This window comes from Bdellovibrio sp. HM001, assembly GCF_055397275.1.
This window is the reverse complement of the sequence record NZ_AP029174.1, coordinates 1,294,903-1,311,048: the sequence shown is the minus strand read 5'-3', so window position 1 is coordinate 1,311,048 and position 16,146 is coordinate 1,294,903. Positions and strand designations below refer to the sequence as shown.

12 protein-coding genes are annotated in these 16,146 nt (G+C 49.6%); 9 read left to right on the top strand and 3 right to left on the bottom strand.

Features of this window, described 5'->3' with window-relative positions:
• Window positions 1-4: 4 nt before the first annotated feature.
• The 8 genes from ACZ5ZZ_RS06330 to ACZ5ZZ_RS06295 all read left to right on the top strand — a co-directional run bounded on the left by ACZ5ZZ_RS06330 (window position 5) and on the right by ACZ5ZZ_RS06295 (window position 12,744).
• Entirely contained in the window at window positions 5-3,718 is a 3,714-nt protein-coding gene (locus ACZ5ZZ_RS06330; protein WP_464141803.1) for a tetratricopeptide repeat protein, read from the top strand.
• Between the two features lie 14 nt (window positions 3,719-3,732).
• The gene (locus tag ACZ5ZZ_RS06325) at window positions 3,733-3,981 is read left to right on the top strand and encodes a hypothetical protein (protein WP_464117359.1); all 249 of its coding nucleotides are present in this window, start codon (window positions 3,733-3,735) and stop codon (window positions 3,979-3,981) included.
• 17 nt (window positions 3,982-3,998) lie between these two features.
• Window positions 3,999-5,468: an AgmX/PglI C-terminal domain-containing protein gene (locus ACZ5ZZ_RS06320; protein WP_464117360.1), complete on the top strand. Its 1,470-nt coding sequence runs from the start codon at window positions 3,999-4,001 to the stop codon at window positions 5,466-5,468.
• A gap of 17 nt (window positions 5,469-5,485) precedes the next feature.
• Entirely contained in the window at window positions 5,486-6,268 is a 783-nt protein-coding gene (locus ACZ5ZZ_RS06315) for an outer membrane beta-barrel domain-containing protein (RefSeq protein WP_464134442.1), read from the top strand.
• Window positions 6,269-6,291: 23 nt separating this feature from the next.
• Window positions 6,292-8,412, top strand: a complete 2,121-nt coding sequence (locus tag ACZ5ZZ_RS06310) for a tetratricopeptide repeat protein (RefSeq protein WP_464141801.1) — start codon at window positions 6,292-6,294, stop codon at window positions 8,410-8,412.
• Window positions 8,413-8,428: 16 nt separating this feature from the next.
• On the top strand, window positions 8,429-9,076 hold the full coding sequence (locus tag ACZ5ZZ_RS06305; protein WP_464134438.1) for a hypothetical protein: 648 nt from the start codon (window positions 8,429-8,431) through the stop codon (window positions 9,074-9,076).
• A 192-nt stretch (window positions 9,077-9,268) separates the two neighbouring features.
• Window positions 9,269-10,918, top strand: coding sequence for a methyl-accepting chemotaxis protein (locus ACZ5ZZ_RS06300; protein ID WP_464141798.1), 1,650 nt, complete (start codon window positions 9,269-9,271; stop codon window positions 10,916-10,918).
• A 167-nt stretch (window positions 10,919-11,085) separates the two neighbouring features.
• Window positions 11,086-12,744 (top strand): methyl-accepting chemotaxis protein, encoded by a 1,659-nt coding sequence (locus tag ACZ5ZZ_RS06295; protein ID WP_464141796.1) that lies wholly within the window; start codon window positions 11,086-11,088, stop codon window positions 12,742-12,744.
• Here the strand turns inward: ACZ5ZZ_RS06295 and murJ are convergent.
• Window positions 12,716-14,224 carry a murein biosynthesis integral membrane protein MurJ gene (gene murJ, locus ACZ5ZZ_RS06290; protein WP_464141794.1) on the bottom strand — a complete coding sequence of 503 codons (1,509 nt, stop codon included), beginning with the start codon at window positions 14,222-14,224 and terminating at the stop codon, window positions 12,716-12,718. The two genes, ACZ5ZZ_RS06295 and murJ, sit on opposite strands and share 29 nt — an antisense overlap.
• A 115-nt stretch (window positions 14,225-14,339) precedes the next feature.
• Here murJ and rpsT point away from each other — a divergent pair, with 115 nt between their 5' ends.
• Window positions 14,340-14,603 (top strand): 30S ribosomal protein S20, encoded by a 264-nt coding sequence (rpsT, locus tag ACZ5ZZ_RS06285; RefSeq protein WP_011163955.1) that lies wholly within the window; start codon window positions 14,340-14,342, stop codon window positions 14,601-14,603.
• A 105-nt stretch (window positions 14,604-14,708) separates the two neighbouring features.
• On the opposite strand, the gene ACZ5ZZ_RS06280 is transcribed toward rpsT, so the two are convergent.
• Complete coding sequence (locus ACZ5ZZ_RS06280; RefSeq protein WP_464117370.1) at window positions 14,709-15,086, bottom strand: PilZ domain-containing protein; 378 nt, start codon at window positions 15,084-15,086, stop codon at window positions 14,709-14,711.
• Between the two features lie 32 nt (window positions 15,087-15,118).
• Entirely contained in the window at window positions 15,119-16,132 is a 1,014-nt protein-coding gene (gene holA, locus ACZ5ZZ_RS06275; protein WP_464117372.1) for a DNA polymerase III subunit delta, read from the bottom strand.
• Between the last annotated feature and the right edge of the window lie 14 nt (window positions 16,133-16,146).

Here is a 16,146-nt window from a genome sequence, read left to right as displayed (position 1 = left end):
GTTTATGATTCGCACAGTAGTTCTGCTTCTTGCATTTCATCTGTTTTCATTATACTGCTTCGCGGCTGATAAAAATGCCAAAGGGCTTTTACCTGAAGTTCGCATGGACAACAGCAGCGAAAGCGAAAATGAAAAAAAGGCCTTCAGCAGCGAGATCATGATCACTCGCTCTGAAAACAGAGCTATTGAGTCCCTGCAAACAATTATCAAAAAGAACAAGGGCGCTGCCAACGAAGCCGATCTGTGGTACCGATTAGCAGAGCTTTACATGAGACGCTCCAAGTCCGGACGTTTCTTTGACCTTCATCAGAACACACCTCTGATGAAGCTTTCGCCGTTTCCAGTCCCCAACGAACGTGGGGCTGAGGCGATCAAACGCGCCATCAAGATATATACAAAAATTGAAATGGAATTCCCGAAGTTCAAACAGATGGATGCGGTCTTTTTCAACAATGCTTTTGCCAATCAGCAGATTGGTCAGTTTAAAGTTTCAGAAATTTTATATCACAAACTTTTGACTCAATTCCCCAAGTCCCCTCTGATTCCCGACGGTACTTTGGCCGTCGGTGAGTTGCTGTATGATCAGGGCAAGTTCGAACAGGCTCTGGAACATTTCCTGCGCGTGGAAAAATTCCCAAACAGCCGTGTTTATTCCTACGGCATGTATAAAGCCGCCTGGGCTTATTACAATATGCGCGACAGTGAAAACGGTATCAAAAAACTGGTTCAGGTCGTAAAAACCAACCCTCCTCTGCAAGAGGGCGAGGTTCCTACCAACCGTCACAACTTGCGCCGCGAGGCCATGCGCGATCTGACCATCTTTATTGGCGACACCTACCCTGCCAACAAACTTTATTCTTTCTTTGAAGACATCGCCACGGAAGATGAGCTGGGTCAGTCCATGATTGATCTGGCTAAACTCTATGAGTCCCACAGCCGTCAAAAAGAGATGAACATCTTCCTGGAAGAATATATCGACAAACGCTCTTCCGGTCCGGATGTGGTGCGTTCTCACCTGTTCCTGGTGGATGCCAATGAAACTTTAAAAAAACGTGATAAGGTGATCGACCATCTTCAATATGCCAGTGATCTTTGTAAAACGGACTCAGCCTGGAGAGGGCTGCAGAAAGTGGAAGTCGTAGAAGCCTCTTGCGTGGAAGGCTTCCGTCGCACCAGTCTGGACATGGCAAAAAAATGGTGGGAAATCTGGCTGAAGAACAAACAAAATGTCGCGTTCTCAGACCTGACCCAGCGCTTGTTCAAACTGATTCTTGAAAATGAAGATCCCGCCAAACCGGATCTCAAAACCCGCTTTGCTTACGCGGAACTGCTGTTCCAACTGGAGAAATTTGACGAAGCCAGCACCCAATACAAAATGGTTGGCGACAAGTCTTCCGAGGAACCGCTGCGCCATGACGCCAACTATGCCGCTCTTTATTCCAAAGAGAAAAGCATCGAAAAGAAAAAAGATGCTCTCAAGGAAGCTGAACGCAAAGAGCTGGCTGCCAACTACCTGGCCAAACATGCCAATGGCAAATTCGCCACTTTGGTCAAATTTAAAATGGGCCATATCGCCTATGAAGAGTCCAACTATCCAGAGGCTGAAAAGTGGCTGACTCCGCTGGCTTCTTTGAAAGGCAGTGAAAACGCTGACATCAAACGCAAGTCCGAGGACTTGATCCTGGATATCCTGAACATCCGCAAAGACTATGCGGGAATTAAGGCCTTCTCCAAAAAGGTTCTGTCCTCCAGCTCTGACGAAAGCCGCAAGAAGAACATGAACAAAATCATGGAAGAGGCTCACTTCACAGAGATTCAGGAATTCGCCAAAACCGGCGACAAGAATCAAGCTTCTGACAAGTTGATTGCGTTCGCCAAAGAACACGAAGGCTCAAAACTTTCCCAGGATGCTTTGTGGCAGGCTTTAAGCTTGCAATACACCGAAGGAAAAGTCTTTGAGGCAGCAGAACTGTCCCTTAAGTTTGTGCAGAAGTACCCAGACGACAAACGTAATCTGGATGCCTTAAAAGAAGCGGCCAAAGCTTATGCCGACGTCGGCCAAATTTCAAAATCAGCTGAAACGCTGGTCAAAGTTGCCGATCTGGACAAGAAGGGCCGCAACGCCCACCTGGAGCTTGCAGCCGATATCTACCTATTGGAAAAGAAAAACAAGGAGGCACGAGCTGCGTACCACGGAATTCTAGCCGGGGCTGACAACAAAACTCTGGAGAGAGTCTATGGCAAGCTGCTGGATTCCTATAAGAACGAACCACGCTCGGCTGAACTTGAGAAACTGCAGAATCAGATTCTGGCTAAAGGCATAGAGCCTTTCACAACCCAGATCATGATTGATCGCGCGAAATCACTTTTGGATTCCGGCAAGAGCACCGCCGCCTTTGATCTGGCGATGAAAGCCAACGGACGCAATGTGGCTCCGGAAATTCGCGCGGAGGCCCGCCTGATCCAGGCACGCATTCTGGAAAAAGAGCTGGTCAGCCAAAGTGTCAAGGCTCGCGAAGAAAAATTCGCTCTGGTTCTGGCAATGAAGACCGAAAAGCTCGACAAAGCTCACACGGCTTACTACACCACTTTGAAAATGTCGAAGGATCCGTTCCAGCAACTTGAAGCCATGCGCGGCATTGACCGCTGTTATGCGAACTTCATCGACAGCCTGACAACAATGCCGCTGCCAGCGTCTTTGACTCCACAGGATCAGGAAGCCCTGCGCGCTGAAATCGCAAAACTGACGACTCCGATTCAGGACAAGAAGAATGACAATGAAGCGAAGTTGAAAGTTCTGGCGGCCTCCAAAGGACAAACATCTTCCAGTGAACGCAGCTTTGCCGCCATTCGCGTGGATCAGACGGTGCCACCGCAAGTGCAGTACCCTGCGCCTGACAAAATGGCGGTTTTCCTGCCGGAATCGACAGACATGACGATCGGCAAGGTGTCTCGCTTTGAGACCCGCACACCGAAAGCCTGCAACAAAAGCGCAATCATGACTGGGCAACTGGCCAATCTCAACGTCACTGAAGTTGCGGGAAATTGTTATTATTCTAGACAGTACGAAATGGTTGAAAAACTGGGTCTTGAGCTTGCCAAAAACAAAGACTCGCGCGCCCTGGGTCTGTTCTATGCCAGCGTTGGTTCCGAAGCTCGGGGTTTCAATGACAAAGCTTTGTGGATGGTGGAAGCCGCTTTGAAGACGCAACCCGAAGCATCGCCTTACGTCTATCAAAAAGCCCGTCTGCTTTACAAGGAAGACGGTATGAATTCCGCGATGCCATTTTTCGATAAAGTTTTAGACATGCAAATGGCTTCGACGGAAATGAAAACTTTCGCTGCAGTGAAGGCTTTCTCAGAGGGAGATTTTACGAAAGCCCTTGAAAATTTCTCTGCAATGCCGAAAGAACAATTGTATACTTTGAATGTAGGAACCGTGATGAGTGAAGCATACGCTCAGAAGGGTGAAGTCGAGAAAGCGCTGAGTGTGGTGAAAGACCTTCTTAGTCGCAAGAAAGACAATGTCGACTTCCTCTTGCAGCAGGCTCACTTGTTCGAGACTTACAAAGGCAGTCCAACGCTTGCGCTGGATTCCTACGAAAAGGCACTTAAAGCCAGTCAGCAATTGGAAATGCGCGACTGGTTGGGTAAGAAGATACAGTATTTGAAAAATCAAAACAAAGTCGGTCAGCACGTTATCTCGGGAGACTTGTAGTATGGAGGGTACAAGTGAAAACTATCATCACAGCGATGGTCGCTTTCATTCTTCTGGGAACATCGACTGGCTTTGCCAAACAAAGAACAGTCCGTAAAGTCCAGGAAGTCAATTTCGGTGACATGAACCTTAAGGGGACGATTCGCAACCCTGACGGCGCCTATCTAGTACAAAAAAGAGGTATCAAATTCATGCCTCTTTACGATGTGCAAAAAGATATGGATGGCCGTATCCGCGAATCAGCTCTCTATCTAAATAATTAGATTTCATGAGGTGTCACATGCTCACGTTGATTGTACGTCAATCCCTGAAAGATGGGACTGCAAAAACCTGGAAGTTAAGATCCAACAATAAAGCACATACCTTCGGGTCCTCCCGTCTGGCCGATGTTATTTCCATCGCTCCGGACTCCAAGGGCATCCAGGGCATGTTTGAATTCCGTGATGGTGCCTGGTGGTATGTCGATCTCGATATGAACTCCAGCGCTTCCGGCAAGAACTCCCCTGCTTTGCGTCTGGACGAGGAAAAGTCCCTGACTCTTGGCGACTGCGTGCTGAACTTCACGCCGGTGACCAAGGAAGCAGATCTTTATCTGCGCCTGGAACAGGCAGGTCGCGAGCAACGTGAAGCCGGCAAACAGTTCCAGCTCTACATCGTCAAACAAAACGATCAGGTGCTTGAAACCAAAATTCTGCCGATGAATAAGAAGTTCAAACCTCTGTCTGCTTTGACACCGACTACGGTGACTTGCGTCCCTTCCCAGGAATGGCATAAGCAGATGGTGGGTGACCTTGAGGTCAAACAAAGAACAGTCTCTCTGGAAGACGCTGCCCGCATGGCTCGCCTTTCAACAGATCAACTGGTCGATGAAGACTCGAAAAAAGGTGTGTTTGTCGTTCTTGGTGCCGCTCTTCTTCTGGTGACAATTGGCATCTTCTCGCCAAAAAGTCAGGAACTTGAAGTGGTGGCAACACCACCGAAGGCAGCACAAAAAGTTATTGTAAAAACTGAAATCAAACCCAAGCGTAAGAAAGCTGAATCCGCACCTGCTCAAAAAGTGGTTGTGAAAGAGGCTCCTGCAGCTGCCGGTCAAAAGCAGGCACAAATGCCTACAGGTGGCGGCAGTAAGGTTTCTCAGATGATGAAGTCGATCTCTGGCGGCCGTATTTCACAACTGATCGGAAAGGTTTCCGCGCAGGCTGCAAAAAGCGGTAACGTGGTCATCGCCAATGGTGTTAAAGCCGGTAGCGGTGCTTCCGGACGTGCTTTGGCAGCCGTTGGCAGCATGGAACGCTCAGGTCGCGACTGGGGTCGTGAAGGCACCGGATCTGGCGGTGGGGTTTCCACTGTTGGTCGTGGTGGTGGCGGAAGCGCCTCCAGCATGGGTGGCTTGGCGGCTGGCGGCACCGGATCTGGTGGTGTCGGTCTGATCGAAGAGGAAAGTGAAATTATTGGCGGTTTGGATCGCGAGATCATCGCTCAATACATCAAGTCCCAGCTGGGTCAGATCCTTTATTGCTACGAAAGACAACTGAGTGCCAAGCCGGACTTGTTCGGTAAGGTCGCAGTTAAATTCACCATCGGACCATCTGGAAAGGTGGAACAACAACTGATTGGTGACACAACACTTAAGAACGCAACCGTTGAGGGATGTATATTGAATAGGGTTGCCGCGTGGAAGTTTCCTGCTCCACAGGGGGGAACACGCGTGCTTGTGACTTATCCATTCTTATTCAAGAGTACAAACTAAGGCGGGGGTAAATTATCATGTTGAAGAAGACCATTGTAATGTTCATCTTGACGGCATCTCAGGCATTCGCACAACAAGCGGCCGACAGCAAAGCTGATCAACGCGGTAGCGACAAGCTGGACATCAAAAAACTGGAGCAAAAATACTGGGCAGCCAAAGACGATGACTTTAGCGTCGTGCAAAATCGCCGCTACGTCAAAGCCGAGCGCTTCTATTTAACCGGAGCCGCCGGCATTCCTTTTAACGACCCCTACAGCACGGGAACTATTGCCAGCGCAAGTCTGGGGTATTTCTTCAATGAACGCTGGGGTCTGGAGGCGAGCTACAACTCCGCCAGTATGAAGGACAACGATGCCGTAGGTCAGTTCGTCAACACTTACGGTGTTATGCCCGACCATAACATCTTTAAGTCCTCTTATTTCGTTTCGGGTATCTGGGTCCCCTTCTATGCCAAAATGAGCGTGGTCGACAAGGCCATCATCTACTTCGACATGGGGATTTCCGTTGGGGCAGGAACCTTGGACTACGAGATCACACAGAAAGAAGGCAATGTCAGCAAGAACACATTCGCCTATAAGCTGGGAGTGTTCCAGCAGATCTTCTTCTCTGAACACTTCGCGATACGTGCGGATCTGATCAACACCTGGTCCAGCCAGGATAAAATGAAGTTTTATGCGCCCAATTCGACCATCAACTTACCGGGTGGCGGAACAACAACGACAAGTGGCGGTGCTCGCGATCTGGGATCTGAAACAATCAACGATACATCACTGATGATTGGTATCACGTACTGGCACTAATTTTCTCCAGGGTGGGGGGATTTATGAGTAAGTCACTAAGTATTTTAATTGCACTTTCTTTCCTGGGCAGTTCAGCTTTTGCTGATCCTGCCCTAAAAGTCAAAAAAAGCGGCCGTTCTGCGGACCCCAGTCTGAAGGTAAAATCCAGTCTGGTCCCAACCTTTGATGTCTATCAAAAGCGTGTCGTCAAAGGCAAAACGGAAGTCTTCAAAGTTAAAAACATTCCTTTGCTTAACGTCGGGGAAGAACGCCAGGTCGAAGCGGCTGATCTGACACCGCTTCGTCTGCCCGCCTCTCGCGAAGTGGCACTGAAAGAAACCCGCCGCCGCGAATCCCCGCCTGTTATCAACTTTGTTCTGAAGCCTTACACTGATGTGGTGGCGCCAGCAAGGAATCTGACCAGCGCGGACGCCTTCAAAAAGATTCCGGACGTCAAAGTTCTGAATCCTGTGATGGATCCCGTCACCCAGGAACCTCTGGTCCAACTGACCCAGCTTGAGGACCTGCAGCCTAATGACTACAAACTTTTGCAAGCGTTGATCTTTCTGGAAATCCAGAAGAACTACGAACTGGCCATGGGTCTGTTCTCTGAATTGATTGAGGACCCGAAGCATCGTATCGAAGCCTTGTACCACTACGCCATGACTGCCAAGGGCCTGGGTTTAAACTCCGAATTCCGCCAGTATATGATCCAGGTGGCTCAGGAAACCAAATCCAAGGAATGGCAGCAAAAAGCCACAGAAGCCCTGGTTCAGCACATCAACGTTCTGGAGACCTCTGATATCGCCTTGATTGATCCTTTGATCATCAAGTACGACATGGACGTCACCAAGAATGACGACTATCAGATCACGCGCGCAAAGTACTATTCAGACAAAGGCCAATTGGGTCTGATGGAAGATGCTTTGATCTTTATCGGGGAAAAATCACCGCGCTATCCTGAGGCTCTGCTGCTCAACGCCCTCTTTAACTATCGTCAGGGCAAAGTCGAAGAAGCCACAATCTATCTGGATAAACTGATGGCCGCAACCGAGAACGACAAAACATCTCAGCTGCGCTCCGTGGGCGCACTAACCCTGGCCCGCATGCAATTCCAGAAAAGCCAGTACAAGGAAGCCTTCCAATCCTACCTGAAAGTGGATAAATCCAACCCCCTGTGGTTGCAAGCCATGGTGGAAAGTGCGTGGACCCAGATTCTGGGTGAAGACTACGAAGGTGCCGCAGGGAATATGTTCTCCCTGCACACGGACTTCTTTAAAAATGCCTTCTCTCCGGAATCCTATGTGGTTCGTACTGTAGGTTATTTGAATCTGTGTCAATACGGTGACGGTGTCCAGGTTCTCAACGAGATGAAAAAGAAGTACTCTCCGTGGAAGAAAAAGCTAGAGGACTACAAGGCGTCTCACAAGGACTCTTCAGCATACTATGAAACCGTGAAAAGCTGGATCAAGAATTCAGACCTGAAAGAAGTCGACGGTCTGCCACGATCCTTTATTGTTGAGCTGGCCCGTCATCCGGCTTACATGAGCGTGCAAAAGCAGATCAACGCCTATGAAGATGAAATAGTTAAGTTCAACCGCATCGCTTTGACTTTGATCAAAAAAGAACGCGATCTGATCGCCCGTCAGAACGAAGCCAACAAAGAGCTTGCAGAGGCCAAAAAAGGTCTTAAAGGCCAAAGCCCCTCTGACAGTGACATTGCAAGAATTCAAAAGGCCGAGCAAAAACTGTTAAGCTACCGCATCCAGTATCACATCGCAAAGAAAGCCCGCACGTCGATCAAAAATCTTCGTGCGACCGGTTTGGCCCGCATCGAAAAGGAAAAAACTGTTCTGCGTGCCCAGGCTTCCCAGGCTCTTCACAACCGTTTTGGCGAAATGCTGGCGGGTCTGGACAAGGTACTGGATCAGAACGATGTCCTTCAGTATGAGCTTTACTCCGGCGCGGGTGAACACATCCGCTATCAGATGGCCGGCGGTGAAATCAACGAAAAGGAACGCCCTGAATTAAAGGTTCAAAAGGAAAAGAGTTTGAACTGGAAATTCAAAGGCGAAATCTGGGAGGATGAGGTGGGTCACTACCGCTCCTCTCTGAAAAATGTGTGCGCTCAAGATGGCAATGTAGCCGGTTTGTCTGAACAATAAGAAAGGGACTTTCAAGATGAAATTCACTCAAGCACTGACAACTTTTAGCCTATTGATGAGCCTGGCAACAACTGCGGCGGCACAAAACTCCGCCAAAGAAGGCCTGGAAAAAATCAAAGGAAATTTGAACAACTCCAAAGCCAATTTGCAGGAGTATGAGAAGAATCTGAAAACGGTGGATTCCAACCTGGCCGAAGTGGGTAAAGCCAAGGCCCAGGTCGAAAGCCAGCAAAAGCAAGTTTTGCAACAAGCCGAAGAAAACAACCAGGCCATCAGCCGCGTCAATGGCCAGGAGAAAGAAATCCAGGCCCTGATCGCGGATGAGCAAAACAAAATGAATCAGGAAAACCAGAAGATTCAAGAGCTGGAAGCTATGATTGCCAAAATCAAAGAGAACCAGAAAAAACGCGAACTCAACATCAGCGACTATCAACTGCAACTGAATCAGCTCGGTGAGGAAAAGAAAATCTGGAGCTCTCGTCAAAGTACTCTGAAAGAACAAAACGAACAGGTAAACCAAAAACTGCGCAGCTTGGCCAGCGAAGAAAACGAATGGAAAGCCAAACAGCGTGGCTATCAGGGCGAAGTGAAGCGCTGGGGCAAAGAAGTTGAAAGACAGCAAAAGATCAGCGACAGTTACAACTCTTTGGCAGAAGTAAAATAAATTCGTGAGTTCATTTTGATTCCACCCAGGGACTCCTTCTTAACTGAAGGGTCCCATTTCTTTTTACCCGACTTCGATCCCCAATCATTACACACCTGCGTATAATCTAGACTCCACCCCACTAGTATATGCACCGAAATGCTGCTGGTATTTATTAAGCAACCTAACCAATTTAAAAATCATAGGGGCCACATGAATCACACGGGGATCAGTTCCTGGTTCACAGGGATCAAAGGTAAACTGTTAGTAGCAGCGGTGCTTCCGGTTGTTGGATTTGGAATCGTCTTTTACATCTCACACACAGGGATGAAGGAATTCGAATCCTATCTGAAGAACTCGCACTCCAACATCATTCCAAATCTACAGTCCTTGGCAGAACAACGCCAAGCCCGCAATTCCTACGGCTATCAGCTTTTTGCCGCCATGAGCATGAAGACAGCGGAAAAAAGAGAAGAGCGCCTGAAGATTGCCCGCGAAGCAGTTGAGCAATACAAGAAGGCTTTTGAGGATTATGCCTCTACCCCATTCACTCCAGAAATGGAGAAAGTCTTTGAACCGGCCAAGGCGGTGCGCGATGAGTACCTGAAGCTGCTTAACGCAAATATCGAACTGGTCAGTCAAGGCACGCCCGAGGCCTTTGAAAAAGCGCAGGCCCAAATGGATGGGCGTCTGTGGGAACTCGGCACGATCATGCACAAGATGAGTGCAACCTCCGTGGCCTATTACAACGAAGCCGCAGCTACTGACGCAAAAGACGCCGTTGCGGCCGCTTCCCGCATTAACACAATGACAATGCTGGTGACCCTGGCCTCCACGTTTGCGATTTTCGGTATTTTGCTCTGGATCGCCGCAAGAATTTCTTCATCCGTCAGCTCCATTGCTTCGCGCCTTTCACAGGCCGGAGGACAAGTGGCGGCCGCTGTTGAACAGCTCAACGAGGCTGGCAATGCCCTGTCACACTCCTCTACAGAGGCTGCCGCTTCCTTAGAGGAAACCGTGGCAGCCCTTGAGGAAATGACTTCGATGGTTCAGATGAACTCTGACAATGCCAAACAGGCCGCGGCTCTGTCTGCGTCTTCCCGCGATTCAGCCGAACAAGGGGAAAAAGAAATTCAATCTTTGATTTTGTCCATGACGGAAATTTCCCAGTCATCCAAAAAGATCGAAGAAATCATCTCTGTGATTGACGACATTGCCTTCCAGACCAATCTTCTGGCCTTGAATGCGGCGGTGGAAGCTGCACGCGCTGGCGAACAGGGTAAAGGTTTTGCCGTGGTGGCTGAGGCTGTTCGCTCATTGGCGCAACGAAGTGCCGCGTCGGCCAAAGACATCTCCTCTTTGATCAAGGACTCGGTTTCTCAGATAGATGCTGGCAGTGAGATCGCTGATAAGAGCGGCACCGTTTTGACGAATATTGTGAATTCCATCAAGAAAGTGTCTGACCTGAACAACGAAATCGCCGCCGCCAGCTCGGAACAAACCACCGGTATTCAGCAGATCAGTAAAGCCATGAACCAGCTGGATCAAGCGGCTCAAAGCAACGCGGCTTCCGCTGAAGAAATCGCCGCCACCAGTGGCGAGATCAACAGCCTGGCAACAACAAATCAAAACCTGACGGTAGAACTCAACGCCGTCATCCTGGGCACCGGCTCGACAATACTTGAAGCTCTTCCAGAGACTCCACCCAAAGCGGTCCGAACAGCCTCATCCCTCACTAGACCCACTGCTAAAAAAAGCAATGTGGTCCCGATGAAGACCTCCCCGCCCCGCAATGATTCCCAGGACATGATTCCGTTTGATGAAGACGACCGTGCAAAGGTTGGAACAACAGACGGTTTTTAGTCTTACAAACACATCAAGATTTATTAACAACCCCTCGACTTTAAGAGGGGTTTTTTTGTTTTTTCCTCATTTCTCGTATTAGAAGTTCTGGACTACGAAGCACTATCGCAAATTCCGAATAATTATCTGTTAAAAAACCATAAAGAATTATACGGAGGCTCATACACATGTCAGATTTTAAATTATCAGGCTGGTTCAAAGGTATTAAAGGAAAACTCCTGATGGCTGCTTTCATGCCCATGATCGGCTTTGCAATTTTGGGCTCTATCGCCATCAACGGAATCACAAGTGTCGTCAATCTTTTGGATGTCGCCAACGAACAAGTTATTCCCACCTTTGATATGGTTGGCGAAATGCGCCAGGCCCGCAATAAGTTTCAATACGGTGCCTGGGCCGCGATGGAACACATCGATGAACCTGAAAAACTGACGTCCTATCTAAAGGCCGCCACCGAAGGTCTTGAGGAATTCCGTAAGGCCCAGGAAACCTACGACCCGATCCCAAGAACACCGGAAGAGGACAAGGCCTACCAAGAAGCCAAACCGCTATTCCCGGAATATTACGCCTCGATGGAAAAGATCATCGCCTTGATCCGCTCCGCAGACCCTGCCAAAGTCAAAGAAGCCGAAGTCCTGCTGGATGGCCGTTACTCTGAGATCGGAAAGACCGTACGTGTCTGGAATAGTGCCGTCACCGATATCTATGCAAAGATGGCCAAAGATGGCGTCGCTGAAGCAAATTCAACGGAAGCCTATGTCAAAAATCTGATCTATCTGGTTTCTGCAGCCACGGGTGTCATCGTGTTTGCTGTCCTTCTGTGGATTGCCGCGCGCATTTCAAGCGCCGTGGGTTCCGTCGCTGAACGCCTGACGACTGCCGGTGGCCAAGTGGCTTCTGCCGTTGAGCAACTAAATGAAGCCGGAAACTCTTTGTCCCAGTCCTCGACGGAAGCTGCCGCTTCTTTGGAAGAAACTGTAGCCGCGCTGGAAGAAATGACTTCCATGGTGCAAATGAATTCCGACAACGCAAAACAGGCCGCGGCTTTGTCCGCCAGCTCTCGGGACTCGGCCGAACAAGGTGAAAAAGAGATTCAAAATCTGATCGCCTCCATGACGTCGATCTCCCAGTCCTCCAAAAAAATCGAAGAGATCATTCATGTGATCGATGATATCGCCTTCCAGACCAACTTGCTGGCACTGAACGCGGCCGTTGAAGCTGCTCGTGCCGGAGAACAGGGTAAAGGTTTTGCCGTGGTTGCAGAAGCTGTCAGAACTTTGGCACAAAGAAGTGCGGCGTCCGCCAAGGACATCTCTTCTTTGATCAAAGACTCGGTATCACAAATTGAAGAAGGCAGCGCGACCGCCGACAAATCCGGTGCCGTTTTAACCAACATTGTGAACTCGATCAAGAAAGTGGCGGATCTGAACAACGAAATCGCCGCAGCAAGTTCTGAGCAGACCACCGGAATCCAGCAAATCGGCAAAGCCATGAACCAGTTGGATCAGGCCGCACAAAGCAATGCCGCTTCCGCTGAAGAGATCGCTGCCACCAGTGGTGAGATCAACAACCTGGCGACAACGTCCTTAAATCTGACCGTGGAGCTCAATGAAGTGATCATGGGCACCAGTGATGTGGCCAAAGCCACGTCCGCTCCGAAAGAAAAATCGACATCAGAGAAGAAGCAAAAGGCTCCGGCCCCTGCTGCCAAGAAAAGCAATGTGATTCCAATGAAAGCCGCAGCCCCTGCGAAGAAAAAGGAATCCCATGAAGTTATCCCGTTTGATGACGATGAAAGAGCTAAGGTGGGGACGACCGACGGATTCTAGAAATCTGTTCGCATCCCAAAACGTAAGCCAGACCGAAATAGGCGACAACCGCCAACAGGATTGTGATAAAGAGGGCCAGCATCTGCAGCCCTCTTCCTGTTTGGACCCTCAGCAACTCGTAAGCCTGCAAAGAAATCACCATCCCCGCCCCTGCCAGCACAAACTTCATTGCCGGACGAAGCAGCACGGAAAGCCGGATTCCCGGAGAGTATTTTTTCAGAAGGACCATCAGCAATACGGCATTTATAAACGCGGCCACCACACCCGAAATCATCAGCCCCTCAAGTCCCCACAGTCGCATCAGCAGCGGCGCCAAAGACACGTGCGCCGCCAAAGAAACCAAGGCCAGCACCATGGGAACTTTCGTGTTTTTTACCGCATAATAAAGCGGCACCAAGACGCGGCTGCAGGACACCAGCAACAAACTGACGGCATAAACACGCAAGATCAAGGCGGTCATTTTCACGTCCTGCACCGTGAATTTGCCACGCAGAAAAAGAGCCTCAATGATCGGCTCGGCCAAAATATAAAGTCCCAGCGCCGCTGGCCACGCCAGGAACAGATTCATCAGGAAACTCTCTTCCGCGGTTTGCTGAAATTTTTCTTTCAGTCCCCGGTTGGCAAAATCACTCAAGGTCGGCAACAGCGCGGCCCCGATACTGACTGAAATCAACGAAAGGGGAAGTTCCAGCAAACGGTCGGCCCAGTAAATATAGGAAATCGAACCCTGCGGCAGCGAGCTTGCAAAGTACAGGTTCACCAAAGTTGAAAACTGCAAAAGCCCCATGCCGATCAGACCCGGCAGCATTCCCCGCACCACGGCTTTTACTTCCGGCGTCCAGAGCGTCGTCTGCAATCGCGGCAGATAGTTTCGCTGTTTTAAAGCCACCGCCAAGAGCAGCGCCTGCAACAGCCCCCCGATCAGTACACCCCACGCCAAGCCGTCCCCGTGGACGGCAAACCACTGCGGCGGCATAAAGGTGAACACCAGCATAGAGACGTTTAATAGCGCTGGAGCCAGGGCCGGCAGTCCGAAACTGCCAAGGGCGTTCAAAATCCCCATATAGAAAGCATAGGTGCAGACAAAGAAGACGAACCCAAACATGATCCGCCCCATACGCAGGGTGAGCTCCCACTTTTCGGCGGACAGGACATAGTCATCTGCCAAAAGCAGCCGGAACAGCGGCTCGATATAGACAATCCCCAGCAGGGTCACAACCCCCAGAACAATCAAAAGCAGGGAATAGATCGAATTGACCAGATTGCGCCCCCGAACACCGGTGGAGTCTTCCGCTTGAGCCTGCATAAAAACGGGAATAAAACTCACAGACAGGGAGCCTTCCCCCAAAAGACGGCGGAACAGATTGGGCACACGGAAGGCCGCGGTCCACGCATCGGTGACGGCCCGATCAAAGAGAGCCCCCAGCGCGATATCCCGAAAAAGCCCCAAGATGCGGCTCGTTAAGGTACCGGATGCCATAGAAAAAGCCCTTTTGAGGACCTTTTTTCGATCTTCTTTTAATCCACTTGCTTCGTGAGACACCCTATGTTAATCCCTTTGGTTCGTCTATAAAAGTTACTGTGGAGGTTATCCCTTGGCAAATCATAAGTCTGCAGCAAAAAGAGCTCGTCAGTCTATCCGTAAAACTGCTGTTAACAACGCTCGTAAAAGCACTGTAAAAACAGCTGAGAAAAAACTTGTTAAAGCTATCGAAGCTAAAGATCTGAAAGCTCTTCCTGAGTTGTTGAAGAACTTCTCTTCTCAAGTAATGAAAGCTGCTAAAACTGGCGTTATCAAGAAAGAAACTGCATCCCGCAAGATCAGCCGTCTTTCTACTCGCGCTTCTGCAACTAAGTAGTTTCAATTACGCATAAAAACGACCGAAATCGAGGCGCAAGGAAGACGCATACTGACCGTATGCCGACGACGAGCAACGAAGAGTTCGGTCTTTTTTTTGGTAATCTTAGTTAAAAGATTCGTTTTGAGTTCGCGCGGATACAAAGGCGCGAATTTGTCTTTTTGTGGAAAACGCAATTTGATTAAAGCTCAATCCGTGGGTGACTCTTGGGTCACCCTCTTTTTTTTGCGTTGATCGAACGGTCCCGCGAAGAAAAACAAAGTCCCCACCCGGCACCTGGAAGCTGACAACCAGTTCATGGCCTTCGGTCAGCACATAATCGGACAAGATGGACATGCCCCCTTCACCGATTTCCCCGGAATCACAGACAAAGTACGTCCCATCGCACAGAATACCCACCTTGCGTTTCATCGCACGGCGCGGATACTGGCGGCGGAAATAACCTTTATCTTCAAATGGAGAGTTCGTGACAGCCTTGTTCATCAAGGCACTTATCGGTCTTTTGGGGAGACTTCTTAAATCGCTGCGTATTGATTGCCACAGGTCTTCAGCACCAGGTTTTCCAGCCAAATGTGACTGGACAATGGTGAGGACTTCAACGCCTTGTCCGTATCAGCCAAAACCACCAGGGTTTGCTCTAGTTTCTTGGCAGTCCAAAGTCGGGCCTGATCCAGATAGCTTTCCAGGAAATAAGGGGGCACCTGGGCATAGTGAGCCAGCTTCGCCCCGTGCAGGCCTTCTTCCATGCCTCTTTTCAGAGTCAGCAAAATACGCACGTGACGGGCCACCAAAGACACGATCCCGATCTCGTTCTGCCCCTGATCCAGCAAATGAACCAAAAGCTCCAACGCCTTCACACGGTCGTTTTCACCAATGGCTTTGGTGAAATCAAAAACGTTTTCTTCCTTGGACCGGGACACGGCCTGGGCCACGTCTGCCATCTCGATACGGCGTTCACCGACGTATTCGCCGAGCTTCTTCAGCTCCCCTTCAATCTCTGTCAGGTGATGGCCTACCAACTTATGCAAAAGCAAAATGGCATCGTTACTGATGGTCAGACCCAAAGATTGAGCGATGTAGTTGATCCAGGATGGAATCTGATTTTCGTAAGGTTTTTTGAACTCTACACAGTCGGCTTTATCCAAAAGCAGGCGGATCTGTTTTTTACGCTTATCCACGCGCGAAGCCAGAATCACAAAGACGGTGCTATCCACCGGGGATTCAAAGAGTGGCTCCAGCTCGGCCCACTCTTTGTCGGTCAGTTCTTGCGCTTCTTTTAAGATCACCAGACGACGCGCAGCCATCATCGGCAGAGTTTCAACAGCATCCCGCACCGCCACCACGTCGGCATCACTGGCATAGAAAAGGCTGTAATTGAAATCCACAGCGCCTTCGGTAAGAACGGCGTACTTGAAGCGTTCAACGGATTGATTCAACAGATAGGGTTCTTCACCGAAAAGAAAATACAAGGGCGCAGTCTGACCTTTTTCAAGATCACGATAGAATTTCTGCGCATCGATGAGTGCCACTGTTGTCCCTTTTT

Bases quoted from the DNA above. Each gene is read 5' to 3' on its own strand.
- ACZ5ZZ_RS06330 (WP_464141803.1), top strand. From the start codon at position 5: ATGATTCGCACAGTAGTTCTGCTTCTTGCATTTCATCTGTTTTCATTA.
- ACZ5ZZ_RS06320 (WP_464117360.1), top strand. From the start codon at position 3,999: ATGCTCACGTTGATTGTACGTCAATCCCTGAAAGATGGGACTGCAAAA.
- ACZ5ZZ_RS06315 (WP_464134442.1), top strand. From the start codon at position 5,486: ATGTTGAAGAAGACCATTGTAATGTTCATCTTGACGGCATCTCAGGCA.
- ACZ5ZZ_RS06310 (WP_464141801.1), top strand. From the start codon at position 6,292: ATGAGTAAGTCACTAAGTATTTTAATTGCACTTTCTTTCCTGGGCAGT.
- ACZ5ZZ_RS06305 (WP_464134438.1), top strand. From the start codon at position 8,429: ATGAAATTCACTCAAGCACTGACAACTTTTAGCCTATTGATGAGCCTG.
- ACZ5ZZ_RS06300 (WP_464141798.1), top strand. From the start codon at position 9,269: ATGAATCACACGGGGATCAGTTCCTGGTTCACAGGGATCAAAGGTAAA.
- ACZ5ZZ_RS06295 (WP_464141796.1), top strand. From the start codon at position 11,086: ATGTCAGATTTTAAATTATCAGGCTGGTTCAAAGGTATTAAAGGAAAA.
- murJ (WP_464141794.1), bottom strand. From the start codon at position 14,224: ATGGCATCCGGTACCTTAACGAGCCGCATCTTGGGGCTTTTTCGGGAT.
- ACZ5ZZ_RS06280 (WP_464117370.1), bottom strand. From the start codon at position 15,086: ATGAACAAGGCTGTCACGAACTCTCCATTTGAAGATAAAGGTTATTTC.